General features: G+C 70.8%; 26 protein-coding genes and 1 tRNA gene. 7 read left to right on the top strand and 20 right to left on the bottom strand.

Going from position 1 to position 25123, the window contains the following annotated elements; genetic code table 11:
* Positions 1-45: 45 nt before the first annotated feature.
* Positions 46-1368, bottom strand: coding sequence for an anthranilate synthase component I family protein (locus MRBLWS13_RS02100; RefSeq protein ID WP_349427429.1), 1323 nt, complete (start codon positions 1366-1368; stop codon positions 46-48).
* A gap of 42 nt (positions 1369-1410) precedes the next feature.
* Between MRBLWS13_RS02100 and MRBLWS13_RS02095 the strand changes: the two genes are divergently transcribed.
* From MRBLWS13_RS02095 to MRBLWS13_RS02080, 4 genes are read left to right on the top strand one after another with little or no spacing between them, the layout of a single operon-like run.
* A complete protein-coding gene (locus tag MRBLWS13_RS02095) occupies positions 1411-2088 on the top strand; it encodes a DedA family protein (protein WP_349427428.1) in 678 nt (225 codons plus the stop codon).
* A gap of 4 nt (positions 2089-2092) precedes the next feature.
* Positions 2093-3148 carry a phosphatase domain-containing protein gene (locus tag MRBLWS13_RS02090; protein ID WP_349427427.1) on the top strand — a complete coding sequence of 352 codons (1056 nt, stop codon included), beginning with the start codon at positions 2093-2095 and terminating at the stop codon, positions 3146-3148.
* A 28-nt stretch (positions 3149-3176) separates the two neighbouring features.
* Positions 3177-3890, top strand: coding sequence for an SOS response-associated peptidase (locus MRBLWS13_RS02085; RefSeq protein WP_349427426.1), 714 nt, complete (start codon positions 3177-3179; stop codon positions 3888-3890).
* 47 nt (positions 3891-3937) lie between these two features.
* Positions 3938-4804: a 3-methyladenine DNA glycosylase gene (locus tag MRBLWS13_RS02080; protein ID WP_349428961.1), complete on the top strand. Its 867-nt coding sequence runs from the start codon at positions 3938-3940 to the stop codon at positions 4802-4804.
* Positions 4805-4806: 2 nt separating this feature from the next.
* On the opposite strand, the gene MRBLWS13_RS02075 is transcribed toward MRBLWS13_RS02080, so the two are convergent.
* Genes MRBLWS13_RS02075 through MRBLWS13_RS02045 form a run of 7 tightly spaced genes read right to left on the bottom strand, consistent with a single transcriptional unit; the run spans position 4807 to position 12283 of the window.
* The gene (locus MRBLWS13_RS02075) at positions 4807-6009 is read right to left on the bottom strand and encodes a glycoside hydrolase family 3 N-terminal domain-containing protein (protein ID WP_349427425.1); all 1203 of its coding nucleotides are present in this window, start codon (positions 6007-6009) and stop codon (positions 4807-4809) included.
* 52 nt (positions 6010-6061) lie between these two features.
* Positions 6062-7738: an acyl-CoA dehydrogenase family protein gene (locus tag MRBLWS13_RS02070; protein WP_349427424.1), complete on the bottom strand. Its 1677-nt coding sequence runs from the start codon at positions 7736-7738 to the stop codon at positions 6062-6064.
* Positions 7735-8820 carry a putative zinc-binding metallopeptidase gene (locus MRBLWS13_RS02065; protein ID WP_349427423.1) on the bottom strand — a complete coding sequence of 362 codons (1086 nt, stop codon included), beginning with the start codon at positions 8818-8820 and terminating at the stop codon, positions 7735-7737. The genes MRBLWS13_RS02070 and MRBLWS13_RS02065 overlap by 4 nt, the downstream gene beginning before the upstream one ends.
* A gap of 41 nt (positions 8821-8861) precedes the next feature.
* Positions 8862-10001 (bottom strand): PQQ-dependent sugar dehydrogenase, encoded by a 1140-nt coding sequence (locus MRBLWS13_RS02060; RefSeq protein ID WP_349427422.1) that lies wholly within the window; start codon positions 9999-10001, stop codon positions 8862-8864.
* Positions 9998-10474, bottom strand: a complete 477-nt coding sequence (locus MRBLWS13_RS02055; RefSeq protein WP_349427421.1) for a VOC family protein — start codon at positions 10472-10474, stop codon at positions 9998-10000. Before MRBLWS13_RS02055 ends, MRBLWS13_RS02060 begins: the two co-directional genes overlap by 4 nt.
* Positions 10475-10527: 53 nt before the next feature.
* Complete coding sequence (locus tag MRBLWS13_RS02050; protein ID WP_349428960.1) at positions 10528-11610, bottom strand: HAMP domain-containing sensor histidine kinase; 1083 nt, start codon at positions 11608-11610, stop codon at positions 10528-10530.
* Positions 11603-12283, bottom strand: coding sequence for a response regulator transcription factor (locus MRBLWS13_RS02045; RefSeq protein WP_349427420.1), 681 nt, complete (start codon positions 12281-12283; stop codon positions 11603-11605). Before MRBLWS13_RS02045 ends, MRBLWS13_RS02050 begins: the two co-directional genes overlap by 8 nt.
* Before the next feature lie 86 nt (positions 12284-12369).
* Here MRBLWS13_RS02045 and MRBLWS13_RS02040 point away from each other — a divergent pair, with 86 nt between their 5' ends.
* Positions 12370-13038, top strand: coding sequence for a M15 family metallopeptidase (locus MRBLWS13_RS02040; RefSeq protein WP_349427419.1), 669 nt, complete (start codon positions 12370-12372; stop codon positions 13036-13038).
* Between the two features lie 80 nt (positions 13039-13118).
* Here MRBLWS13_RS02040 and MRBLWS13_RS02035 read toward each other — a convergent pair.
* From MRBLWS13_RS02035 to rplU, 10 genes are all read right to left on the bottom strand, one after another.
* Positions 13119-13191 (bottom strand) — tRNA-Ala (locus tag MRBLWS13_RS02035).
* 71 nt (positions 13192-13262) lie between these two features.
* Positions 13263-13643: a ribosome silencing factor gene (rsfS, locus tag MRBLWS13_RS02030; RefSeq protein ID WP_349427418.1), complete on the bottom strand. Its 381-nt coding sequence runs from the start codon at positions 13641-13643 to the stop codon at positions 13263-13265.
* Positions 13643-14914, bottom strand: a complete 1272-nt coding sequence (locus MRBLWS13_RS02025; RefSeq protein ID WP_349427417.1) for a hypothetical protein — start codon at positions 14912-14914, stop codon at positions 13643-13645. Before MRBLWS13_RS02025 ends, rsfS begins: the two co-directional genes overlap by 1 nt.
* The gene (gene nadD, locus MRBLWS13_RS02020; RefSeq protein WP_331905657.1) at positions 14911-15507 is read right to left on the bottom strand and encodes a nicotinate-nucleotide adenylyltransferase; all 597 of its coding nucleotides are present in this window, start codon (positions 15505-15507) and stop codon (positions 14911-14913) included. Before nadD ends, MRBLWS13_RS02025 begins: the two co-directional genes overlap by 4 nt.
* Positions 15508-15517: 10 nt before the next feature.
* Positions 15518-15742, bottom strand: a complete 225-nt coding sequence (locus MRBLWS13_RS02015; protein ID WP_349427416.1) for a hypothetical protein — start codon at positions 15740-15742, stop codon at positions 15518-15520.
* A 54-nt stretch (positions 15743-15796) separates the two neighbouring features.
* Positions 15797-17056 (bottom strand): glutamate-5-semialdehyde dehydrogenase, encoded by a 1260-nt coding sequence (locus MRBLWS13_RS02010; RefSeq protein WP_349427415.1) that lies wholly within the window; start codon positions 17054-17056, stop codon positions 15797-15799.
* Positions 17053-17895 (bottom strand): glutamate 5-kinase, encoded by an 843-nt coding sequence (gene proB / locus MRBLWS13_RS02005; protein ID WP_349427414.1) that lies wholly within the window; start codon positions 17893-17895, stop codon positions 17053-17055. Before proB ends, MRBLWS13_RS02010 begins: the two co-directional genes overlap by 4 nt.
* Entirely contained in the window at positions 17892-19400 is a 1509-nt protein-coding gene (gene obgE, locus MRBLWS13_RS02000; protein ID WP_349427413.1) for a GTPase ObgE, read from the bottom strand. Before obgE ends, proB begins: the two co-directional genes overlap by 4 nt.
* Positions 19401-19505: 105 nt before the next feature.
* Positions 19506-19763, bottom strand: a complete 258-nt coding sequence (gene rpmA, locus MRBLWS13_RS01995) for a 50S ribosomal protein L27 (protein ID WP_168914038.1) — start codon at positions 19761-19763, stop codon at positions 19506-19508.
* 20 nt (positions 19764-19783) lie between these two features.
* A complete protein-coding gene (gene rplU, locus MRBLWS13_RS01990) occupies positions 19784-20092 on the bottom strand; it encodes a 50S ribosomal protein L21 (RefSeq protein WP_308867116.1) in 309 nt (102 codons plus the stop codon).
* A gap of 156 nt (positions 20093-20248) precedes the next feature.
* Here rplU and MRBLWS13_RS01985 point away from each other — a divergent pair, with 156 nt between their 5' ends.
* Positions 20249-20515, top strand: a complete 267-nt coding sequence (locus tag MRBLWS13_RS01985; protein WP_349427412.1) for a DUF4031 domain-containing protein — start codon at positions 20249-20251, stop codon at positions 20513-20515.
* A 4-nt stretch (positions 20516-20519) separates the two neighbouring features.
* Here MRBLWS13_RS01985 and MRBLWS13_RS01980 read toward each other — a convergent pair whose 3' ends face one another.
* Both MRBLWS13_RS01980 and MRBLWS13_RS01975 read right to left on the bottom strand, forming a co-directional pair.
* The gene (locus MRBLWS13_RS01980) at positions 20520-21614 is read right to left on the bottom strand and encodes a nucleotide disphospho-sugar-binding domain-containing protein (RefSeq protein WP_349427411.1); all 1095 of its coding nucleotides are present in this window, start codon (positions 21612-21614) and stop codon (positions 20520-20522) included.
* Positions 21615-21715: 101 nt separating this feature from the next.
* Positions 21716-24139 (bottom strand): Rne/Rng family ribonuclease, encoded by a 2424-nt coding sequence (locus MRBLWS13_RS01975; RefSeq protein WP_349427410.1) that lies wholly within the window; start codon positions 24137-24139, stop codon positions 21716-21718.
* A 341-nt stretch (positions 24140-24480) separates the two neighbouring features.
* On the opposite strand from MRBLWS13_RS01975, the gene MRBLWS13_RS01970 reads away from it, so the two are divergent.
* Positions 24481-25104, top strand: coding sequence for a vitamin K epoxide reductase family protein (locus MRBLWS13_RS01970; protein ID WP_349427409.1), 624 nt, complete (start codon positions 24481-24483; stop codon positions 25102-25104).
* The last annotated feature ends 19 nt before the right edge of the window (positions 25105-25123 follow it).

Genomic DNA, 25123 nt, shown 5'->3' with positions numbered 1-25123 from the left:
CGCGCAGCGCGCGAAGCGCGTCTACCAGGTTAGCGGAACGGCGGTTCACCAGCCTGGCGGGAGCGCTGCCCCCAGCGCGGCGAGGGGCGCGCGCGCCTTGACGCCGACCTCGGCGACCTCGGCGGCGGCATCTGATCGCCAGGTGATGCCGCCCCCGGCGCCGACATAGGCGCTGTCGCGACGGACGACGATCGAGCGGATCACCATGGCGAGGTCGAGCCCGCCGTCGTCGCCGATCCAGCCGAAGCAGCCCGAGAACACGCCGCGCGGCGCCGCTTCGAGACCGTGCAGGATCGTCATCGCCGAGAGCTTGGGGGCTCCCGTCATGGAGCCTGCGGGAAAGGTCGCCTCGAGCAGCTCGCCCACCGTCGTTCCCGGTGCCAGGCGGCCCGACACCGTGCTGACGAGCTGATGCACGGCGGGGTACGACTCGACCTGGAGGAGCGCGTCGACGCCGACGGTTCCAGGCAGGCACACACGGGAGAGGTCGTTGCGCATGAGGTCGACGATCATGACGTTCTCGGCGCGCTCCTTCTCGCTGGCGCGCAACTCGTCGGCCAGCACGGCATCGCTCGCCGGATCCGCGCCGCGCGGCCGCGTCCCCTTGATCGGCCGGGTGCGGACGACGCCGGCGCCGTCGCCGCTCGACGCCACGTGCAGGAAGCGCTCAGGGCTGGCACTGAGGAGCGCGATCCCCCCCGAGCGCACGAAGCCGCCGTGGTGCGCGGGAGTCGCTCGCCGCAGGCGCCCGTACGCCTCGAGTGGATCCACGGATGCCGGGACCTCGAACCGGGTCGTCAGACACAGCTGGTAGGCGTCGCCCTCGCGAATCGCGTCGCGGCACCGCTCGATGAGCCCCGCGTACTCGTCCGGTGTGTGCCGTGCGCTCGCGACTCCCCGGTAGAGGGCCGGCACCGGCTCCGGCGGCGGAGCGGAGGCGGCGGTGATCGCCGCCGCCAACCCCGGGAGGTCGTCCGGCGATGCGAAGACGTGGATCTGCTGCGCGCCGTGGTCGAACGCGACCAGGCGGCGCACTCGCAGCCAGAGGTCCTGGGGCACGCCGTCGGCGTCGTGGGACGACGGCGCGCCCGCCCGCGCGGCCGCGTCGTCGTAGCCGGTCCAGCCGACCCACCCGCCGTGGAACGGGACGGTGTGTCCTTCGACGTCGCCGGACTCGCCGCTGCACACGGTGGCCGTGGCGAGTAGCGCGTCATCGGGCGTGCCGGTGCCCATCCAGCTCCAGCCGTCGGCGGCGCCGGGTCCGGCATCCAGCCAGAAGGCGTGTGTCTCCTGCGCGAACACGCCGGCGAAAGCGGATGCCGGATCCACCCACTGCGCGACGTGCGCGGCGGCGAGGCTCTGCGACATGTTCTCAGGTTAGAGGGGCGCGGCGGCCTCTAGGCTCGTGGCGTGAACGAGTTCCTCACCTGGCTGCTCGACGCCGTGCAGAGCGTCGACCCGGTGCTGAGGACTCTTCTCGCGGGCTTCGCGATCATGCTCGAGACCAGTGTGCTCATCGGGCTCGTGGTTCCCGGCGACACCATCGTCATCGTCGCCGGCACGGCCGTCGCGTCGCCCCTCGAGGGGGTGATGCTGGGTGTCGCGGTCGTGGTGGGCGCCCTCATCGGCGAGAGCATCGGCTTCTGGCTCGGCCGGTTCCTCGGCCCGAAGATCCAGCACTCGCGCCTGGGCCGCCGGATCGGGGAGGCGAACTGGGAGCGCTCTGAGCGGTACCTGCGCCGCCGTGGGGGTCCCGCGATCTTCATCTCGCGATTCCTCCCGGTCCTGCACTCGCTGGTGCCGCTGACGGTCGGCATGAGCGGCTATCCGTATCGGCGCTTTCTTGCGTGGACGATCCCCGCGTGCGTGATCTGGTCGACCCTCTACATCTCGGTGGCGGCCCTCGCCGCCGGCACGTACCGCGAGCTCGCCGACCAGCTCCACTACGCGGGATACATCTTCGTCGGCATCATCGTGCTGTTCCTGGGGCTCGTGTTCGTGAGCAAGAAGGTCATCGAACGGGCCGAGCGCAAGCACCTCGACCACGAGGGTCCGGACGAGGCCTCCGTGGCGGACGTGAAAGACTGAGGGGATGCCCCAGACGGATCCCCAGCCCGTGCGCGCCAAGGTTCTGTGGTTCGCTCGCCTGGAGTACCGGTTCCACGCGTGGCGGGAGCGACGTGCGCGCCGGCGGGGCCAGAAGCCCACGGTGACACCGTTCCCCGGATACGGCGGTCCGGGCTGGGTCCGCGTGCTGGGTCGCGTCATGATCGTGCCGCCGGCGAAGGTCTCCGAGGGCGGCGAGTATGCCGGGGTGCGCGGCTGGCGCAGTTTCGTGGCCGTTCCGATCGGCTACGCGCAGGTCACGGTCACCATCGCGGGGGTCGAGCACGAGGTCGTCGCCGACCGCGGAGGGGTCATCGACACGCGACTGCCGGCGGCGCTGGAGCCCGGATGGCAGACGTTCACGATGACGGTCGAAGGCGGTGAGCCGGTCGAGACGCGCGCGTTCGTCGTCGCGCCCGACGTGCGGTTCGGCATCGTGTCGGATGTCGACGACACCGTGATGGTCACCGCCATCCCCCGTCCTCTGCTGGCGGCCTGGAACTCCTTCGTCGTCGACGAGCACGCGCGCCAGCCCGTTCCGGGCATGGCCGTGCTGATGGAACGCGTCGTCCGCGAGAACCCGGGAGCGCCACTGGTCTACCTGTCGACCGGCGCCTGGAACATCGCCCCGACGCTGATGCGGTTCCTGAGCCGCCACGTCTTCCCGCCGGGTGCGCTCCTGCTCACCGACTGGGGGCCCACCCACGACCGGTGGTTCCGCAGCGGCCGGGCGCACAAGCTGTCGAACCTCCGGCGCCTCGCCGAAGAGTTCCCGGACGTGCGGTGGCTCCTGATCGGCGACGACGGCCAGCACGACGACGCCATCTACACGACCTTCACCGACGAGCACCCCTCGCGAGTGGTCGCGGTCGCCATCCGGCGCCTCTCCCCCGCCGAGGCCGTCCTCGCGGGCGGACGCACCGCCGTCAACGACCACGCCGCGGCCGAAGTGCCCTGGGTGAGCGACAACGACGGCGCCGGCCTCCTGGAGCGGCTCGAGGGTGTCGGCGTGCTGGGAAGCACCGGCACCGCGACCCTCTGACGTCGCAGCCCGCACGTAGGCTGGCGTCATGTGCGGACGCTTCGTAGTGGCCAGTGCCGGTCCCGAGCTCGTCGGGGTGCTGCGTGTGGACGTCGAGGGCGACGACCTGCCCGAGCCCTCGTTCAATGTCGCACCCACGAATCGAGCCTCGATCGTGCTGGACTCCGCCAAGACGGAGCCCCCGACGCGGCGGCTGGAAGCAGCGCGGTGGGGGCTGATCCCGTCCTGGGCGAAAGACACCAAGATCGGCGCGCGCGCCTTCAACGCGCGGGCCGAGGAGCTCGAAGACAAGCCGATGTTCCGCAGTGCGCTCGAGAAGCGGCGGGCGGTGGTGCCGACATCCGGCTATTACGAGTGGAAGAACGTCGACGGCGTCAAGGTCCCGCACTTCATCCACCCCGCCGACGGCGAGCCGCTGTTCCTCGCCGGCCTCTACGAGTGGTGGCGCGACAAGACCAAGGGCGACGACGACCCCGAGCGGTGGCTGCTGAGCTTCACGATCCTCACTCGGGACTCGATCGGTCACCTCGGATCGATCCATGACCGGATGCCGCTCTTCCTCGACCCCGACCACGCGGATGCCTGGCTCGATCCGACCACGGACAACGTGCGCGACGTGCTCGACGCGGCGATCGATGCGGCCCCGGCCCTCGCCGACACGCTCGAGGACCACGAGGTCTCGAAGGCCGTGGGCAACGTCCGCAACAACTCCCCGGAGCTCATCGAGCCGGTCGATCCCTGACCCGCTCTGAGGGTGAGGGGCCGTCCGCGTATCCTCGAACGGTGACGATCGCGCCTCCTGCCGTCCCGGCGCTCGCCGGCGACGCCTGGCGTGCTCGCGAAGCGGCGCACGAGGCTCGCGCCCGGGCACTGACGAGCGCCCACCGCGAGCGCGCGGCGCGGGGCGAAGCGCACCCCGTCGAAGACTTCCTGTTCACCTACTACTCGTACAAGCCTTCGGCGCTGCACCGATGGCACCCGGGCGAGGGCGTGGAACTGGCGGATGCCGCGGCCGACGCCCGGGCTGCCTGGCGCTGGTACCGACCCGGCGCGACGGAGGGTTCGATCGCCGTCGACGCTGCGGCCTTCCGCGCCGAGCGGGGCGCCCTCGTCGCGAACGTCGGCAGGATCCTCCGTGCCACCGCGGACCGGCCCCCCGGCTTCGGCTGCTTCGGCCTTCACGAGTGGGCCATGGTCTATCGTCAGCCGCAGCACCGGCATCCCGTGCCGCTGCGGCTCGGGCAGGCGGCGACCGATGCCGTCGTCGAAGCCCATGAGCTTCGCTGCACGCACTTCGACGCGTTCCGCTTCTTCACGCTCGAGGCGGCTCCGCGCAACCGCGAGACGCCGACCCGCGAGCGGCAGGCGGATCTCGAGCAGCCGGGGTGCCTTCACGCCGGGATGGACCTGTACAAGTGGGCGGTGAAGCTCGGCCCCCTCGTTCCGGGCGAGCTGCTCCTCGACGCGTTCGAGCTCGCCCGCGACATCAGGGCGCTCGACATGCGCGCCTCGCCCTACGACCTCGCCGACTGGGGCTACGACGCCGTCCCCATCGAGACGGCGGAGGGCAAGGCCGCGTACGTGCGCGCCCAGCGGACGTTCGCCGACCGCGGCCGGGTCATCCGGGGGCGACTGATCGACGTCGCCGCGGGCTGAACTCAGTCCGCAGGGGCGCAGGTCGTGCAGGGCAGGTCGCCTTCGCCCGCCTCGGCCGCGGCGAGGCGCAGCTCCATCACGCGTGTCGCGGCGTCCTCGAGCCGGTCGGCCGGCAGCGCGCCCGACTCCACGGCGGCGACGATGCCGTCGATGACGCGCGGCGCCGTGTCGGGCGACGAGTACACGACCGTCAGGACCATGTCGTTGCCCGCGGCCAGAGCAGCCACGGCGTTGGCGACGGGATCGGCGTACTGCGGCTGACCCGAACCCTGCAGCATTCCCAGATCGTCGGTGATGGTCACGCCGTCGAAGCCGAGCTCCTCCCGCGCGAGACGGTGCCACTCAGGTGACAGGCTCGCGGGCGCGGGATCGACAGCGGTGTAGGCCAGATGGCCGAACATCAGCATCTCGGCGCCGGCGTCGATGCCGGCCGCGAACGGCAGCGCGTCTGCGGCACGCCACTGGTCCAGCGTGAGGGCGGTCGACGGGATCGCGGTGTGCGAGTCGCCAGGGGCGGCTCCGTGTCCGGGGAAGTGCTTGAGCGTCGAGAACACCGAGCCCTCCTCCCCTCGTACCGCGGCGGCCACGCGCTCCGACGCGGCATCAGGTGTCGTGCCGAGCACGCGCCGGTGGATGAACGAGTCCGCGTCGGCCGTGACGTCCGCCACGATGCCGAAGTTCACGGGGATCCCGGCCTGCCGCACGAGCGCCGCGCGACCGGCGAACGCCGCCTCGGCAGCCGACGGGTCTGCCTGCTGCAGGTCGAGCGGCGCGGGGAAGGCATCCCACGGCAGCCGCGACACGTCACCGCCCTCCTGATCGACAGCGACCAGCGGGGGTCGTGCCGGGTCCACCGTCAGTGCTGCGGTGATCGCCCGGAGCGCCGCTTCGTCTCTTGGGATGTTCGCACCCATCAGGAGGAAGCCGCCGGCGCCGGAGGACTCCATGTACGCGTGGAGGGCGGCGGCATCCGTGGTGGGGATGTGCCCCATCACGACGCTCCCCGCGCGCTCGCGCAGAGACATCGTCGCCACGGCTGCCTCGGCCGGCGTCGCCTCAGGCGTGGGCGACGGCTCCGGCTCCGCCGAGGCCGTCCGCGACGGCGACGCCGACGGGGTCACGGCGGGAGTCGAGGCGCATGACGTACACATCGCCGCGAGCGCCACGACCGCCGCGAACAGGGCGAGGCGCGGCGCAGATGTCACCCGGCAAGCCTAAGCGCGCTGCGTGCGAGGGGTCTGGGAACGGAAGGACGCGTCAGTGGCGCGCGACGATGGCCGCGGCATCCGTCCCCATCGGCAGCACGCCGTACTGCGCCCCGCGCTCCTCGCCCAGGCGCGCGGCGATGAAGGCCTCCGCGTCGCGCCCCGGCGCGTGCCGCAGCATGAGTGAGGCCTGGAACGCCAGTGCGAGATCCTCGCTGAGGCGACGGGCCTGCGACGCGCCCTCGCCGGGATCCGCCGTCAGCCGCTGCAGCAGGACAAGTGTGCGGTCGACGTGGCGATCGAGCGCGACGGAGGCGCCTGCGGTGCTTGCGAGCTCGTCGGCGAAGGCGTCGCCCGAGTCGCGGTCGCGCGTGAGCGCGCGCAGCACGTCCAGGGCGATGACATTGCCCGAGCCCTCCCAGATCGCCATGACGGGCTGCTCGCGATAACGGCGGGCGAGCGGGAACGACTCGGTGTAGCCGTTGCCGCCCAGGCACTCCAGCGCCTCGTACGCGTGCTGGGGGCCGCGCTTGCACACCCAGTACTTCGACACCGGCGTCGCGAGGCGACGCAGGGCCACGTCACGGTCGGATGCCTCCGCCTCGAAGAGCTGTGCCAGGCGCATGCCCGTGAGCATCGCCGCCTCGTACTCGAGCGCGAGGTCGGCGAGCACCCCCGTCATGGCGGGCTGATCCACCAGCAGCGCGCCGAACGCCTCGCGCCCGCGGGCGTGCCAGAGCGCCTCGGCGAGGGATTGACGCATACCCGCCGCGGTGCCGAGCACGCAGTCGAGGCGTGTGCGCTGCACCATCTCGATGATGGTGCGCACCCCACGGCCAGGCTCTCCGACGAGGAATCCGACAGTGCCGTCGAACTCCACCTCCGCCGAGGCGTTGGAGCGGTTGCCGAGCTTGTCCTTCAGCCGCTGGATGCGGAACACGTTGCGCATGCCGTGCGGCAGGATGCGGGGCACGAACAGGCAGGTCAGCCCTTCGTCGAGCCCGCTGCTGCGCGTATGCGCCAGCACCAGGAATCCGTCCGACATCGGCGCCGAGCAGAACCACTTGTGGCCGGTGAGCTGATACGCGTGACCGCCCATGGCCTCGCCCACGGTCGTGCCGGCGCGTACGTCCGAGCCGCCCTGCTTCTCGGTCATCGCCATCCCGATGAGCGCGCTGGGCTTCGCGCCCTCCACGATGAGACGCGGCTCGTATGCGCGGGAGTACAGGCGCGGCAGCCAGGAGTCGGCGATCCACGGCGAGCCCTCGATCGAGGCGACAGCGGCGTGGGTCATCGAGACCGGGCAGGCGTGCCCCGGTTCGACCTGCGCGAAGAGCATGAACATGGCGGCGCGCGCGACGTGCGCCCCCGGCCGCGGATCGGCCCACGCCGAGGTGTGGGCCCCGCGGGTGATGGCCTCGCCGATCACGCGATGATACGACGGGTCGTACTCGACCTCGTCGAGGCGGTAGCCCCAGCGGTCGTGCGGGTACGCGACAGGGGTGTGGAGGTTCGCGAGCTCCGCGTCGCGCTGGAACGAACCCGAGCCGACGACTCCCCCGGCTTCACGCAGCCCGTTCTCGGCCCAGCCGGCGCCGAACGCGCGCACGGCGGCGCCCAGCGGCGCGTTGAGCGCGAACTCGTCGACGTCGACGCGCCAGGGCGGCTGATTCTCGACGTAGTGCGTCGCTGCGCCGATCACCCGCTGCCCCCGCGCGAACGAGGTCATGATCGCTCCGTCTCCACCGCCATCGCGAGGGCGTACTGCTCTCCCGGGCTGAGCGGCGCCCTCGTCACGATGTCGTGGACGAACGCGAGCTTGTGGCGCACCGGTGTCACGATCGTGAACGGATAGAGGTCGCCGAAGCCCATCGAGCGGTTGATGCGGTTGAATCCCTGCGACAGCCATTCCCAATCGGTGAGCAGTCGCTGGATCGGCTCGCGCTCGTACGAGCCGAGGGGCACGACATCCGTGTCGCGGAGGTTCGTCACCGACGCGTCGAGATGGATGCCGATGACCGCCGCGGTCTGGAGAGTGCCGGTGATGTGGAGGTAGTGGGCGAACGTCTCGGCGAAGTCCTCCCAGGGATGCATCGTCGCGTACTCCGAGATGAACGACTGGCTCCAGTCGGACGGCGCACCGACCTGGTAGTGACGCTTCAACGCGTCACGGTAGCTCGTGCGCTCGTCGCCGAACAGCTCGCGGCAGCGGGCCCACAGCGCGTCGTCGGTGAGCAGCACGTTCTGGTAGTAGTGGCCGACCTCGTGCCGGAGGTGCCCGAGGATCGTCCGGTAGGGCTCTCCGAGGCGCACGCGCAGCGCCTCTCTGCGGTCGTCGAGGCTCTCAGCCAGGTCGATCGTGATGATGCCGTTGGAGTGCCCGATCGTGACGGGCTTGCCGTCGGACAGGCTCGAGATGAGGTCGAACCCGAGGCCGCCCTTCTCGACGTCCCAGCCGACGATCGGCAGGCCCAGGTCCGCGAGCTGGAGGATCAGGCGACGCTTCGCCTCCTCCGTCTTCGCCAGCTTCTCGAGCGCGACGGTGTCGTTGCTGGCCGGCTGGCGGCGCGTGAGCCGGCACGAGAAGCATCGGCCGGCCGGCGCGCTCTCCCACACGAGCCAGTTGCACGCCCACTCGCGGTTCGAGCACGTGTACCAGTTCTCGCCGTCGATGACGACCTGACCGTGTCGGATGCCGTGGAACTCGCGTGTCGGCAGGTGGTAGCCGATCTCGGCTTCGCAGTTCGGACACCGCAGGGTGTCGAGGTAGACGAAGTGGCGACAATGCGGACAGCGGGGCTGCGAGCTCACGGTCTCACCGTAGCGTGCCGCCGTGGCGGCGGGAGCATGCGTCACGGCGCCGGAACGAGCTCGACCCGCAGCAGCCTGTCGTCGTCGGGTCGCGGCGATCCGCGCCCGTCGGTGTTGCTCGTCAGCAACCACAGCGAGCCGTCCGGCAGGGCGACGACGTCGCGGAGCCGTCCGTACTCGCCGGTGAACGCGGCTGTCGGCTCACCGACCGCCACTCCCGCGCGCGTGTCGAGCTGCCAGAGCCGCTCGCCGCGGAGACCCGCGACGAACACGGTGTCGCCGACGGCGGCGATGCCGCTCGGACTCGCCTCGCTGGTCGCCCACTGGGCGACAGGATCGGCGAGTCCCTCACGTCCGGCGATCCCTTCGACGACCGGCCAGCCGTAGTTCGTGCCCGGTTCGATGCGGTTGATCTCGTCCCACGTGTTCTGCCCGAACTCGCTCGCCCACATCGTCCCGTCTGCGGTCCACGCGATGCCCTGCACGTTGCGGTGTCCCATCGACCAGACCCGCGTGCCCCACGGATTGCCCGGCGCCGGATCGCCGTCGGCGGTGATGCGCAGGATCTTCCCGCCCAGCGCGTCCGGATCCTGAGCGGCGTCGCGCTGCTGGGTGTCGCCCGTGGTGACATACAGGTAGCCGTCCGGGCCGAACGCCAGACGGCCGCCGTCGTGTGTGTTCGCCCGCGGGATGCCGTCCAGCACGACGTCCGGCTCACCGAGCTCGAACGATCCCGGGTCGCCCTGCAACGGCATCCGCACCACGCGGTTGTCGTCGACGGCGCCGAAGTAGGCGTACAGCATCGGTGTATCGCCGGTCATGAGCAGCGCGAGTCCATGGAGCCCCGACTCTCCGCCCGACACCACGCCGGGCACCGTGCCGACCGGGCGCACCGATCCGGCCGCCGTCAGTTCGAGCACGGCGCCGTCATCGCGCTGCGAGAGGAGTGCCCCGCCGCCCGCGAGCGGCACCACCGACCACGGCGCGGCGAGGCCCGACGCGAGAGCGCCGGTCACGCCTGCGGCCCGCCACCACGTGTCCGCCGCCGAAGACCGGCTCGGCCCGACCGTGGGGGCATCGGCCGAACGTACCGGCCGCGGCGCGGCGACGCTGCAGCCCGAGGCGGCGACCAGCAGCAGGACGAGGCACCCGATCGCCGTGCCCTGAGCGCGTCGCCTCATCCGTCCGCCACGGCCGCCTCGAGCGCGGCGAGGTCGATGCGCCGCATGCGGAGCATCGCCTGCACCGCGCGGTGCGCGATGTCGGGATCGGGGTGACGGATCAGCTCGACCAGCCGGTCGGGGATGATCTGCCACGAGAGGCCCCAGCGATCCTTGAGCCACCCGCAGGGCTGCTCCTGCCCGCCGCCCGCCGTCAGGGCGTCCCAGTAGCGGTCGACCTCGGCCTGATCCCGGCAGGGCACGTACAGCGAGAACGCCTCGGTGAAGGGGAACTGGGGTCCGGCATCCATCCCGTAGTAGTCGCGTCCCCCCAGCCGGAAGTGCACGTGCATCACCTTCCCGCCCATGCCTGGCACCTCGTCGGGATACCGGTCGATCGTCACGACCTCCGAGTCCGGGATGAGCGTCGTGTAGAACGCGACCGCCTCTTCGGCGCTGTCGTCGAACCAGAGGAAGGGGGTGACTGCGCTCATGCGTCCCACACTCGCCGACCGGACGGATGCACGCAATGGGTGGATCCGCGCCCTCACCCGTGCTGCGGCAGTCGCACCGTCACCCGCAGACCGCCATCGGGGCGCGGGGCGATGCTGAGCGTCCCCCCATGAGCGTCGGCGATGCTGCGGACGATGGCGAGTCCCAGCCCCACGCCGGCATGGTCGTCGGTGCGCACCCGCTCGCTGCCCCGCCGGAACGGCTCGGTCAGCGTTGAGACGAGCTGCGGGCTGAGCTTCTCACCCGTGTTCTCGACGACGATCTCGGCGGCATCCGCCTGCACGGTCGTCACAAGATCCACGGTGCCGCCGTGCGGGAGATTGTGGACGATCGCGTTGTGGACCAGGTTCGACACGAGCTGCAGCAGCAGCGCGGGCGATCCGTACGCGGGCGCGACCGTGCCGTGCGTGCGGAGGGTCGTGCCGCGCGCCTCCGCGAGGGGCAGCAGCGCCTCGGCCGCCTCCTCCGCGATCAGCGACAGATCCACGGGCTCGCGGCGGAACGAACGCTGATCCGCCCGGCTCAGCACCAGGAGCGCCTCGGTGAGGCCGATGGCCCGGGCATTGACGATGCGGAGTCGCTCGATCAGTTCGTCGACGTCGCGATCGGGATCGCTCCGCGCGACGTCGAGCAGCGTCCGCGTGATCGCCAGCGGCGTGCGCAGCTCGTGCGAGGCGTTGGCGGCGAACCGGCGCTGCTCCGCCACGTGCGCCTCCAGCCTCGCGAGCATCGCATCGAAGTTGTCCGCCAGCTCGCGGAACTCGTCGTCGGCGCCTTCGAGCTCGATCCGGTGCGACAGCGAACCGCCCGCCGCGAGCCGGGTGGCTTCGGTGATCCGTCGCAGCGGCGCCAGCATCCGCCCGGCGAGGAACCATCCACCCAGCAGTCCGAACGCGAGCAGGAAGAGCAGCGCCCAGACGGCGGCCGGGGCGAAGGCGCGGATGAGGTCGCCACGGTTCGGCACGAACGGACCGGGCCCGGTGATCGGCCCGTTGGGCACGTAGCGCAGCAGGAAGACCCAGACGATCGCGAGCAGCACCCCGCCGGCGACCATCAGGAACGCCGCGTAGCTCAGGGTCAGCTTCAGCCGGACGCTGAGCCCCGGCTCCCTAATCACCACCGGCACTTCCGTCCGCGTCGATCCGGTAGCCGACTCCGGGAACGGTGGCGATCACCCAGGGTTCTCCGAGTCGCTTCCGGAGGGCAGAGACCGTGATGCGCACCGCGTTGGTGAACGGGTCGGCGTTCTCGTCCCAGGCCCGCTCCAGCAGGTCCTCCGCGCTGACGACCCCGCCGTCGGCGGCCATCAGCACTTCGAGCACCGCGAACTGCTTCCGGGTGAGCGCGATGTAGCGGTCGTCGCGATAGACCTCGCGCCGGAACGGATCCAGCCGCAGTCCTGCGATCTCCCGCACGGGCGGCCGGCTGTGCGCACGGCGGCGATCGAGGGCGCGCAGGCGGAGCACGAGCTCCTGCAGATCGAACGGCTTCGTCAGGTAGTCGTCGGCGCCGAGCCCGAAGCCCGTAGCCTTGTCGTCGATCCTGTCGGCGGCGGTGAGCATCAGGATCGGGATGCCGCTGCCCGACGAGACGATGTGCTCGGCGATCTCGTCGCCGGACGGCCCTGGGATGTCGCGGTCCAGGACGGCGATGTCGTAGGGGTTGATGCTCAGCAGCTCGAGCGCGGTGTGGCCGTCGCCCGCGATGTCGGCCGCGATGGCCTCGAGACGCAGGCCGTCGCGGATGGCCTCGGCCATGAGAGGTTCGTCTTCCACCACCAGCACGCGCATGCTCCGATGGTACGAGTCGGCGCATATCGTCCCCCTATGCGAAACCGCATACGCCGTCGCAACGCGCGCGCGTGTGGAGTGGGAGCATGTCTCGAACTGCTTCCGCACGCCTGAAGCCCTCCGCCGCCCTGTGGGCAGTGATCGCCGCACTGGCCGTCGTGTGCGCGGTCTCTGTCGGGGCGGCGCTCCACCAGTCTGCAGCCGGCGCCGACCGATCCTTCCCGGGCAGCGCTCTCGCGCGGGAGTCCGGTTCGGGCGTCCCGGCGCAAGGCCCCGCGGATGTCGCAGCCGACGGCGTCGTCACCGAGGACGACGGCATCCTTCCCGACGGCGTCACGGTGTTCGACGGCGCCTACCCGGGCATCACCCAGCTGTCTCCGGATCTGCTCGACGCCTTGCGGCGGGCGGCGGAAGACGCCCGGCGGCAGGGCGTCGTGATCCATGTCAACAGCGGGTGGCGCTCCCCCGAATACCAGGACGAGCTCCTCCAGCAGGCGGTGTCGCAGTACGGATCCGAGGCCGAGGCCGCCCGGTGGGTGGCCACCGCTGCCACCTCGGCGCACGTCGCGGGAGAAGCCGTCGACATCGGCTCATTCGACGCCGTCGCCTGGATGTCGGAGAACGGCGACGCGTACGGACTCTGCCAGACGTACGGCAACGAATCATGGCACTTCGAACTGCGCCGGGAAGCCGTCGGCAGCGGATGCCCCGCGCCGTACGCGGACCCGACCGAGGACCCGCGGATGCAGGGATGACCCGCGATCTCCGTTCCCGCCGGACCGTGGGCGTCGGCGGGCAAACCGAAGGGCCGCCCTGATCGGGCGGCCTTTTTCGGTGGACCTGAGGGGACTCGAACCCCTGACCCCCTGCATGCCATGCAGGTGCGCTACCAGCTGCGCCACAGGCCCAGACGCTGCTCCCGCTCTCGCGGGGCAACTCGTCTAGCCTACAACATTCCGAGCCGTGCTCCGAACCAGGATCAGTCCTCGGCGGCCGCCGGCGCGGGAAGTTCGACGGGCACGAGGGGGCAGTCCTTCCACAGGCGCTCGAGCCCGTAGTAGACCCTCTCCTCCTCGTGGAAGACGTGCACCACGAGGTCGCCGAAGTCGATCAGGACCCAGCGCGACTCCTGCCGGCCCTCGCGGCGCAGCCGCTTGTGGCCGGCCTCGAGCAGCTTGTCCTCGATCTCGTCCGCGATGGCGGCGACGTTGCGTTCGCTGCGACCGGTGACGAGCAGGAAGATGTCGACCAGCGGGAGGGGCTCCGACACGTCGAGGGCGACGAGGTCCTCGCCGCCCTTCGCGTCCGCCGCTGCTGCGGCGATCTGGAGCATGTCATGCGACTGCACACTCGCGACCATCAGAAGACTCCTGTCACGAAGGCGAGGATCAGCACGCCGACCAATGCGAGGGCGAGGACGCCCGCTGTGATGGCGAGCGACATCATCAGCTTGCCGCCCTTCTCGGGTGTGGGCGGCTTGATGACGTCGCCGGGCATCTTGACCGTGCTCACGGCGGCGCTGGCCGCGATCGGCGTCGGCGACGAGTGGGAGGGCAGCTCGCCGTCCACCAGGGTGGCGTCGATCTCCTTGCCGTCGGCGGTGCCCTTGGCACGGCCCGTCGAGCCGAGCCCCTCGGGAAGGTTGAACGTGCCGGTCACGATGACCTCGCCCGTGGCGGTGACGGGAGCCACCAGCGGCGCCACTTCGGGCGCCTGCGACACGATCAGCGTGTTCGGGATCGCGATCGACCCGGTGGTGCGCGACAGCAGCTGGTCGAACGACGGCGGGAACTCGACGGCGGTCGGCTCGCCGGCGACGGGCGCCTCATCGAGAAGGCTGGCGCCCAGCAGCGGGCTGACCGCCTTCGGCACGGCGACCTGCTCCTCGGCCGCCTCTTCGTCGACCGCGTCGTCCGTGTTCGCGACATCGCCGAAGACGGCCGAGAACTGCTCGGCTTCCGGTTCGGGCGCCGCGGATGTCTGCGGTGCGGCGGTGAACGAGGGAACGGCGATGGGCGCCGCTGCTGCCGGCTCGTCCCAGCGCGGGGCGGGAGCGGTCTCCTCGGGTGCGGACTCCCGCGGCAGGCCGAACAGCGCGTGCATCCCGCTGTCGGTCGACACCTGCGAGTCGTCCGGCGGTGCCGTGACCAGGGGGCTCTCCGGCTCGCGGAACGGCGCGACCGGTGGGGGCGCCGCCGGGAAGGCGAAAGCGGGTGCCGCGCCCGTCGATGCGGCGGCGTGCGCCGCGACGACCTCGGGGGTGATCACGGGCACCGACGCGGTGCGGATGCGCTCCTGCTGGCGCGCCTGGCGGCGCGTGAGCGGGGAGACTCCGAGGTCGACCGCGGAGTCAGGCACCGGGGCGGGCGCGACAGCGGCCGGCTCGGCCGGCCGCGGGAACGGTGCCGCGGTCACGGGCGCTGCGGGGGCGGGAACCTCACTGAAGGGCGAGGGAGGCGGTGCCACCGGCGCCGCTGCGACCGGAACGGCCTCGGCGGGCGTGTCCGCGTCGTCGACCGGCTCGTCGGACGTCGGGGTCGCAGTGATGACGGGAGTGGATCCCGTGTTCCGCAGTTCGCGGATCTGCTTGCGGGTGAGGGCTGGCGTTGCCGGGTGCTCGGGTGTACTCATTCCTTGCTCCGGTAGAGATGATGCTTCGCAATGTATTGGACGACCCCGTCTGGCACGAGGTACCACACGGGGTGTCCTCGCTGAACTCGATCACGGCAGTCCGTCGACGAGATCGCGAGGGCGGGGATCTCGAGCTGGCTGACGTCGTCGCTGGGCAGACCGTCGGTGTTCAGAACGTGTCCGGGCCTGGATACAGCCACGAAGTGGGCGAGGTCCCACAACTCATCATGGTCTCTCCAACTGAGAATTTGCGCTATGGCGTCCGCGCCCGTGATGAAGAACAGCTCCGCGTCCGGGCGCTGGGCCTTCAGATCGCGGAGCGTGTCGATGGTGTACGTGGGTCCGTCGCGGTCGATATCGACGCGACTGACGGTGAATCGGGGGTTGGATGCCGTGGCGATGACGGTCATCAGATAGCGGTGCTCGCTCGGCGAGACGTCGGCCTTCTGCCACGGTTCCCCCGTCGGCACGAAGACGACCTCGTCGAGGTCGAACCACTGTGCGACCTCGCTGGCAGCCACCAGGTGCCCATGATGGACCGGATCGAAAGTGCCGCCCATCACTCCGACCCTGGGGGCTGTCGTCACCGACATGCAGGGGACCTCAGTGGCCGTGCCCCGCTCGCTGCACGTCGTCCGCGTGGGCCCTGGCGTAGGCCTCGGCCTTCTGCGAGTGACGGTTCGCCACATTGCGGTACGACAGCGTCACCAGTGCCAGCGCGCCGAAGACCACGATCGCGATGACGCCGTACCCGACGGTCTCGAGGGCGACGTTGCCGTGGTGCTCGGTCTCCTCGGCAGCGAGGGCGATGATCGTGGCGAGTGTCATTCGGGCTCCGTTCGGGTTCGCCGCGGGGACGCGGGACTGGTCAAGTCTATTCCGTTACGCGCGGACCTGCCCGGCACCCCGCGCGAGCCACTTCGAGCTGGTGAGCTCGGCGAGTCCCATCGGGCCGCGCGCATGCAGCTTCTGGGTCGAGATGCCCACCTCCGCGCCGAATCCGAACTCGCCGCCGTCGGTGAAGCGTGTCGAGGTGTTGGCCATGACCACCGCCGAGTCGACCTCTGCGAGGAAGCGCGCCTCGCTGGCGGCATCCTGCGTCACGATCGACTCCGTGTGATGCGTCGAGTAGTGGCGGATGTGGGCGAGCGCCTCGTCGAGGTCGTCCACGATCCGCATGGCAAGGTCGAGACTGAGGTACTCGGCCGCCCAGTCCTCGTCCGTGGCGGGGACGATGCCCGATGCGAGTCTGCCCACGGTCTCGTCGCCGTGGACCGTGACGCCGCTCTGCTGCAGCGCCGCGACGACGGGGCCGACCAAGCGATCGGCGGCGCCGCGGTGCACGAGCACCGTCTCGACAGCGTTGCAGACGCTCGGGCGCTGGGTCTTGGCGTTCACCACGATGTCACGGGCCCACTCCAGCGGCGCGGTCTCGTCGAGGACGATGTGGACCACGCCTGCGCCGGTCTCGATGACGGGAACGGACGACTCGGTGACCACGGTCTCGATCAGCTGCGCGCTGCCGCGGGGAACGAGCACGTCGACGATGCCGCGGGCGTGCATCAGCTCGCGCGCGCCCTCACGTCCGAACTCGTCGACGGTCTGGATGGCCTCCGGGTCGAGGCCGCGGTCGGCCAGCGCCCCGCGCATCGCGCGCACGAGGGCCGCGTTCGTGCGCTCGGCGGCCGTGCCTCCGCGCAGCACCACCGCATTGCCGGAGCGCAGCGCCAGAGCGGCGATGTCGACCGTGACGTTCGGGCGAGCCTCGTAGATCGAGCCCACGACGCCGAACGGCACCGACACCTTGGTGAGCGACACCCCGTTGGCGAGCGTGCGCTCGTCGAGGACGCGGCCGACGGGGTCGGGCAGCTGGGAGATCTCACGGACCGCGGCGGCGAGGGCCGCCACGCGGGGTTCGTCCAGACGCAGCCGGTCCTGCAGTGCCGTGGTCAGACCGCTCTCGCTTCCGCGCCGCAGGTCGTCGGCGTTGGCGGCGACGATCTCCGGGGCGGCGGCCTCGATCGCATCGGCGATCGCCAGCAGCGCATCACGCTTGGCGTCGTCGCCGAGAAGGCCGACGCTGCGCGCGGCATCCTTCGCGAGCAGCATCCGTTCCCGTGCCGTGGTGGCGGTGGTGGTCATCCGCCCATTCTATCGACCGCCGTGCGCACCGGACCGGTGGCGGCGGGCGCCGTCGGCTCGGGGTTGGGCTGGAACCACGTGCCGATCTCGGCGCCGGACAGGGCCTCGCCGACGAGGTCCGCGCTGGTGACGAGCACACCGATCCCGGATGCCGCGGCCAGCCGCGCCGCCGACACCTTGGTCGCCGCTCCCCCGGTGCCGACGCTGTTGACGACGACCGAGCCGAACTCGAAGCCGTGCAGATCGTCGCCGTACGTCACGTGCGGGATGGGCCGGGCGCCGGGCTCGTCAGGCGGACGGGTGTAGAGGCACTCGATGTCGCTCAGCAGCAGCAGCGCGTCGGCGCCGATCAGCTGTCCGACGAGGGCGGCGAGCCGGTCGTTGTCGCCGAATCGGATCTCGTGCGTGGCGACGGTGTCGTTCTCGTTGACGATCGGCAGGATGCGCAGGCCCAGGAGCCGCTCCATCGCCCGACGGGCGTTGGAGCGGTGGGTCGGGTTCTCGAGGTCGCCCGCCGTCAGCAGCACCTGGCCGGCCACGATCCGGAACGGCCGCAGCGCCTCCTGATACCGGTAGATGAGCACGTTCTGCCCGACCGCCGCTGCCGCCTGCTGCGTGGCGAGGTCGCTCGGGCGCTCGTCGAGCAGGAGGTACGGCATCCCCGTCGCGATCGCGCCGGACGAGACGAGCACGACCTCGGTACCGCGACCGTGGGCGGCGGCGAGTGCGTCGACGAGCGGCTTGATCTTGTGGGCGTTGTCGCCGCTGATCGAAGACGAGCCGACCTTGACGACGACCCGGCGGGCTGCCGCGAGATCGCGGCGCTCGCGCGCGCTCACTCCGCGTCCTCCTCGTTTCGGTAGCGCTCGGCGATCCGCTCGGCCTCGAGCTCGGCGCGGGCCTCGGCCTTCGCATCCATCATGTCGTGGTACTTCTCGCGGCGCTCGGACGTGGTGCGGCGGGTGTCTCGCAGCAGGCGCGGGTCGGTGCCGCGCGGCGCCGTCATGAGCTCGGCGTTCGACGAGATCGAGGGCTCCCAGTCGAAGATGATGCCGTCGCCCTCGCCGATGACGACGGTGGCGCCCGGCGTCGCGCCGGCGCGGTACAGCTGGTCCTCGACGCCCAGCTTCTGCAGCCGGTCCGCCAGGTAGCCGACGGCCTCCTCGTTCTGGAAGTCCGTCTGCTGCACCCACTTCACCGGCTTGTCGCCGAGGATCCGGTAGATGTTGCCGTACGTGCCGCCCTCGACACGCACCGAGAACTCCTTCTCCGAGCCGCGCGGGCGGATCACGATCCGCTCGGGCGCGGGCGCCGCCGCCAGCTCGGCACGATGCGCCGCGACGATGTCGCCCAGGGCGTACGTGAGCTGACGCAGACCTTCATGACTCACCGTGGAGATCTCGAAGACGCGGAACCCGCGTGCCTCGAGATCGGGGCGCACCAGGTCGGCGAGATCCTTGGCCTCCGGCACGTCGATCTTGTTGAGTGCGATGAGCTGCGGGCGCTCCAGCAGCGGCGTCTGCCCCTCGGGGACCGGGTACGCCGCCAGCTCGGCCAGGATGACCTCGAGGTCGCTGAGCGGGTCGCGACCGGGTTCGAGCGTGGCGCAGTCGAGGACGTGCACGAGAGCGGTGCAGCGCTCGACGTGGCGCAGGAACTCGAGCCCGAGTCCCTTGCCCTCGCTGGCGCCCTCGATCAGGCCGGGGACGTCGGCGACGGTGTACCGCTGCTCCCCCGCCTGCACGACGCCCAGATTGGGGTGCAGTGTGGTGAAGGGGTACTCCGCGATCTTGGGCCGAGCGGCGGAGACAGCCGCGATGAGGCTGGACTTGCCCGCGGAGGGGTAGCCGACGAGCGCGACATCGGCGACGGTCTTGAGCTCCAGGAGGACGTCGCCCTCCCAGCCGGGCGTGCCGAGGAGCGCGAAGCCCGGCGCCTTGCGCTTGGGGTTGGCGAGTGCGGCGTTGCCGAGCCCGCCGAGGCCACCGGGAGCCGCCACGAAGCGCATGCCGGGTTCGATCATGTCGACGACGGTCTCGCCCGACTCGTCCTTGACCACTGTGCCGACCGGGACGAGCAGCTCGAGCGACTCCCCGGCCGCGCCGGAGCGGTGATCGCCCATTCCGAAGCCGCCGTTGCCCGCGGAGCGGTGCGGTGAGTGGTGGTACGACAGCAGCGTCGTGACCTGGGGGTCCGCGACGAGCACGACGTCACCGCCGTGGCCGCCGTTGCCGCCGTCAGGGCCTGCGAGCGGCTTGAACTTCTCGCGCTTGACCGACACGCAGCCGTTGCCGCCCTTGCCGGCGCGCAGATGCAGCGTCACTCGGTCGACGAACGTGACCATGCGGTCCCCCTGAGCTCTGGTTGCTCTCCGGCAGTGCGGGAAAGCGATAAAGGGAAAGGGCGAGCCGAAGCCCGCCCCTTCCGGAAGTCTGTGCGACTGGCTGGATTACTCCGCGGCCGCCACGATATTGACGACCTTGCGGCCGCCCTTCTGGCCGAACTCGACCGCGCCTGCGGCGAGGGCGAACAGCGTGTCGTCGCCACCGCGGCCGACGTTGGCGCCGGGGTGGAAGTGGGTGCCGCGCTGACGGACGATGATCTCGCCGGCGAGGACCTGCTGGCCGCCGAAGCGCTTGACGCCCAGTCGCTGAGCGTTGGAGTCACGACCGTTGCGGGTGGAGCTTGCGCCCTTTTTGTGTGCCATCTCTGCGTCTCTTCCTGGACTTACTTGATGCCGGTGACCTTGACGCGCGTGAGGTCCTGACGGTGCCCCTGGCGCTTCTTGTAACCGGTCTTGTTCTTGAACTTCTGGATCACGATCTTCGGGCCGCGCTCCTCACCGAGCACCTCGGCGGTCACGGTGACCTTCGCGAGCTTGTCCGCGTCGGTCGTGACGGAGTCACCGTCGACGAAGAGCACCGCGGGGAGCTCGATCTTGTCGCCGACCTTGGCGGCCTGGCGATCGAGGACGACGATCGTGCCGACCTCGACCTTCTCCTGCCGGCCTCCGGCGCGCACAACTGCGTAAACCACTTCACACCTGTTTCTTCTGGGAGCGCACGCGCTCATGACGTCATCCAAGACTTGGCGCGGATATCTCGACGCACCAAGGGTCTACTTTATCAGATGCGCGATCAGTCCGCGAAAGCACGCCCCCGCCGTGTCGCGGCGTCCCCGTAGGATCTGCACGTGGCCATCCTGATCGACGATCCTCGCTGGCCGGCACACGGGCGTCTGTGGGCGCATCTGGTGACCGACTCGGACCTCGACGAGCTCCATGCCTTCGCCGCGGCGAACGGCATCCCGCGCCGCGGCTTCGACCTCGACCACTACGACGTGCCCGAAGAGGCGCACGCGCGGCTGATCGCGGCGGGTGCGCAGCACGTCAGCGGCCACGAGCTGGTCAGGCGGCTCATCGCGTCCGGGCTGCGGGTGCGGGCGCGCGATCGCCGCTGAACCGTCAACGCGGAGCGGATGCCGACAGCTCGAGCACGTCGGCCGCACGACACGGGCCATCGAGCACGCGGATGGCCTCGCCGAGGCGACGCGCACGGGCGTGCAGGGGCTCGTCGTCGAGCGCCCGCTCGATCGCGCGACGGATCGCCGCGGGCTCGCTCCGGCGCGACATCGTGGAGCCGACGCCGGCCCGCGCGACCGCGCGGCCCATACGCGGCTGGTCGGAGGTCGCGTCCAGCGGAAGGGTGAGGACGGGAACCCCGTGTGCGAGCGCCGCGAGCGTGGTCCCGTGGCCGCCATGGCTCACCACCAGTGACGCGTGTGCGAAAAGCTCGTCGTGCGGCACCCACTCGTGCACCTCGACGCCCTCGGGCACGGCCACCTCGCCGGCTGTCACGGACGGCCCGAGCGTCGCCACGACCCGAGCGTCCAGCCCGGCGACGGCGTCGAGCACCCGCTGCCACGTGGCGACGAGGTCGGCGAAGCCGAACGTGCTCAGGCTCACCACGACGGTCGGCTCCGCCGGCACCGCGTCGACGCTGTTCGTCATCGCGCCGGCGTAGACGACGGTCCCGCGCGCAGCAGACAGCTCCGGTTGGCGCGGGAAGGGAACCGCGAGCCCGGGGACGGATGCCACGAGGATCGGCGCCGCGCGCGCCCGCGGCCCGCCGACCCGCACGCCGCGTGGCCACGTCAGGGCGCCGAGCACCCGGAAGCCGGGCGCCAGGAACTCGTGCATGGTGTGCTCCAGGACGACGAAGCACTGCTCCATGCGGTCCAGGACGTCCACGACGGCCAGCAGCATGCAGTCCACGACGACGACGTCCACGGGATCTGCCACCAGCTGGGCGACGGTGTCGTCGGCGATGCCCCGGTCGGTGACGAGCCGCAGCATCCCCGCCGGGCGCGGATCCAGCACGAAGCCCGGAGCGCTCGCGTACTCCGTGAACCGAAGCCCGGCGGCGCGGTAGGCGCCGCCCTGCGAGTCGTGTCCGAGCACTCGCACGTCATGTCCGCGCCGCACGAGCGCACAGGCGATCGCAATCGTGGGCACGCGGTTGCCGCCGCCGTCCCACGTCACGAACACGTATCGGGCCATGGCGCCCCCCGTTCCCCGCCACCACCCTAGCGAGCCGAGCCGCCCCCGACAGAGACGCGTTCCCCGCTCCGGCGAAGGCCGGGGCGGGGAACGCGTGGATCTCAGTCCTCGGAGGGAGTGTGAGGCACCGGAGTGCCCGTCAGCGCCGCGGTGGTGACGCGACGGCGAGAGCGCCCCTGGCCGGGAGCCTTGGGCTCGGGGAGCGCGTTCAGCACCGAGTCGAGCAGCAGGTCCTTCTCGGTCCGGCTCTCCTTCTTCGACCCCGAGTCCTGGCGCTTCTTGCGCTGTTTCTTGGGGCGTTCGACGGGCGCCTGCTCGACGACGGGTGCCGGTTCGGCCGGCGGGGCTTCGTCGTTGTGATGGATCGTGGATGCCGCGATCTGCGCGAGCGCCGACTTCACGCCCTCGGTGATGACGTGCGTGCCGTTGGATCCGCCGCTCGCGGGCGCCGGTGTGCCGCCGCGCGGTCGGCGGCCCGAGGTCGGTGCGCCGGCAGCGGGTGCTCGGTGCTTGACGACCGGGTCGTGGTGGACGATGACGCCGCGTCCTGCGCAGACCTCGCACGCCTCGCTGAAAGTCTCCAGCAGGCCGAGGCCGAGCTTCTTGCGGGTCATCTGCACCAGACCGAGCGATGTGACCTCGGCGACCTGGTGCTTCGTCCGGTCGCGGCTCAGGCACTCGACGAGGCGGCGCAGCACGAGGTCGCGGTTGGACTCGAGCACCATGTCGATGAAGTCGACCACGATGATGCCGCCGATGTCGCGCAGGCGCAGCTGCCGGACGATCTCTTCGGCGGCCTCGAGGTTGTTCTTGGTGACCGTCTCTTCCAGGTTGCCGCCGGATCCGACGAACTTTCCGGTGTTGACGTCGACGACCGTCATCGCCTCGGTGCGGTCGATGACGAGCGATCCGCCCGACGGCAGCCAGACCTTGCGGTCGAGGGCCTTCTCGATCTGCTCCGTCACACGGAACGCGTCGAACGGGTCCTGCTCGCCCTCGTAGCGCTCGACGCGATCGAGGAGATCGGGCGCGACCGATTCGAGGTACTTCGAGATGGTGTGGTGCGCGTCCTCGCCCTGGATGAGCATCTTCGAGAAGTCCTCGTTGAAGACGTCGCGGACGATCTTGACCAGCAGGTCCGGCTCGGAGTGCAGCAGAGCGGGCGCCTGGATCGTCTCGATCTGCTTCGAGATGTGCTCCCACTGGTTCGTGAGGCGCTGCACGTCACGGGTGAGCTGGTCCTCGGTGGCCCCCTCGGCGGCGGTGCGGACGATCACGCCGGACGATTCGGGAAGCACCTCCTTCAGGATCTTCTTGAGGCGTGCGCGCTCCGTGTCCGGCAGCTTGCGGGAGATGCCGTTCATCGCACCGCCGGGCACGTACACGAGGTACCGGCCGGGGAGCGAGATCTGGCTCGTCAGGCGGGCTCCCTTGTGCCCCACCGGGTCCTTGGTCACCTGCACCAGCACGCGGTCGCCGGTCTTGAGCGCGAGCTCGATACGTCGTGGCTGGTTGCCCGTCTCCACGGCATCCCAGTCGACCTCGCCGGAGTAGAGCACGGCGTTGCGGCCGCGACCGATGTCGACGAACGCCGCCTCCATGCTCGGCAGCACGTTCTGCACGCGGCCCAGGTAGACGTTGCCGATGAGGGAGGCGTCCTGGTTGCGGGCGACGTAATGCTCGACGAGGACGTTGTCCTCCTGCACGGCGATCTGCACGCGGCCGTTGCGCGAGCGCACGATCATCACGCGGTCGACCGACTCGCGTCGCGCGAGGAACTCGGCCTCGGTCACGACAGCGCGGCGGCGCCCGGCCTCGCGGCCATCGCGGCGGCGCTGCTTCTTGGCCTCCAGGCGCGTCGATCCCTTGATGCGCTGCGGCTCGGTGATGAGCTCGACGGCACGCTGGCGCGGCTGCGACTGCGGCTGCTCGGCGGGGGCGGATGCCTCGTCCCGGCCCTCGCCGCCGCGGCGACGACTGCGCCGGCGCGAAGTGCTCGATGAGGCGGCCGGCTCCGGCTCCTCCTCCGGCTGACGCCCCGAGCGCGGCGGGAGCGGGGCGATCGCGGGCGCGTAGAACACCAGCTGCGTCGACACGGCCGACACGAAGTCCTCGGGCAGCAGGCCGAGGCTCACGGCGGTCAGGCGCTCCGGCTCCGCCGGGGCGTCGGAATCGCGCGGGGCCTCGATCTCCGGCGCGGCGCCGGCTTCTGCCTCGGTCGTTGCGGAGGTCGCCGACTCGGCGGCCGGCGCGACGTCGGTCGTGGGCTCGCCAGGCTCTGCGACAGGCTCGGCGCTCTCCGACGGTGTGTCGGCTGCATCCGCCGGCGCGGCGTCGTCGACGGGCTGGGCGCCGTCGGTCACGGTCTCGGACGACGCGGACTCCCCCGCGTCAACAGGTTCGGCCGTCTCCGGGGCCTCGACCGCCGTGTCCGCCTCAGGGGCGGGCGCCGCTTCGTCCGCTGGTGTCAGCGGCGCGTCGGGTTCGGTCTGAGGGGTGAATTCGGCATCGTTTCCATCAGCCATCACTGGCGTACTCCTAGCGGGGCGACACCGCGCGTCGCCCGGCGAAATCTCGTGCGGCGCCGCCCATGCCCACCGGACGGGGCGGTGCCGCGAACTCACTCGGTCTGCAGCGGATATCCGGCGCTAGGCGGATGCTCGCGCTGCCAAGGGCATTCGTCGCCCTGAAGTCTTCTGGTGATGATCGTCACGGCGCGGCCGCGAGTCATCGACCCCCATTATCGCACTTCCCCCGCCAGAATGCCCATTCGCACCGCGCGAGCGTCTTCCCCACGCCGCGGCGTGCGGATTGCCACGGCGCCCGGTGCGGCATCCGTGCAGATCGCGATGCCATAATCCGAGTCATGCCCGAGCAGCAGACCCACACCCGTCCCACGGGACTCGCCATCTGGCTCGTGATCGCCGGTGTCGTCGGGTGGTGGGCGGCCTTCTCGCTCACGGTCGAGAAATTCCACGCACTCGCGAATCCCGACGCGATCGCGTCATGCGACCTCAGCGTCCTGGTGCAGTGCACCGCGAACCTCGACTCGTGGCAGGGAAGCATCTTCGGCTTCCCCAACCCCATCCTCGGAATCACCGGTTGGGTCGCGCCGATCGTCGTCGGCACGGCCATCCTCGCGCGCGCCCGGTTCGCGCGGTGGTTCTGGTGGTGCTTTTGGTTGGGGATCGCCTTCGCATTCGGACTCGTGATCTGGCTCATCGGCCAGAGCATCTACGCCCCCAACCTGCACACGCTGTGCCCGTGGTGCATGGTCACCTGGTCGGTGACCATCCCCACGTTCTACGCGGTGACACTGCACCTCCTGCGGGCCGGACTCGTTCCCGCATCGGAGCGCGTGCGCACCGCCGCCGACCGGCTCATGGCCTGGGTCCCTCTGGCCGCCATCGTCAGCTACGCGATCATCCTGCTGCTCGCGCAGCTCGAGATGAACGCGGTCGTCAACATCTGGCAGACGCTGTTCGGCTGACCGCCGGAGTCTCCGGCCG

The sequence above is a fragment of the Microbacterium sp. LWS13-1.2 genome (assembly GCF_040144835.1).
In the GTDB taxonomy this organism is placed as follows: Bacteria; Actinomycetota; Actinomycetes; order Actinomycetales; family Microbacteriaceae; genus Microbacterium.
This window is presented reverse-complemented; position numbering and strand designations above follow the sequence as displayed.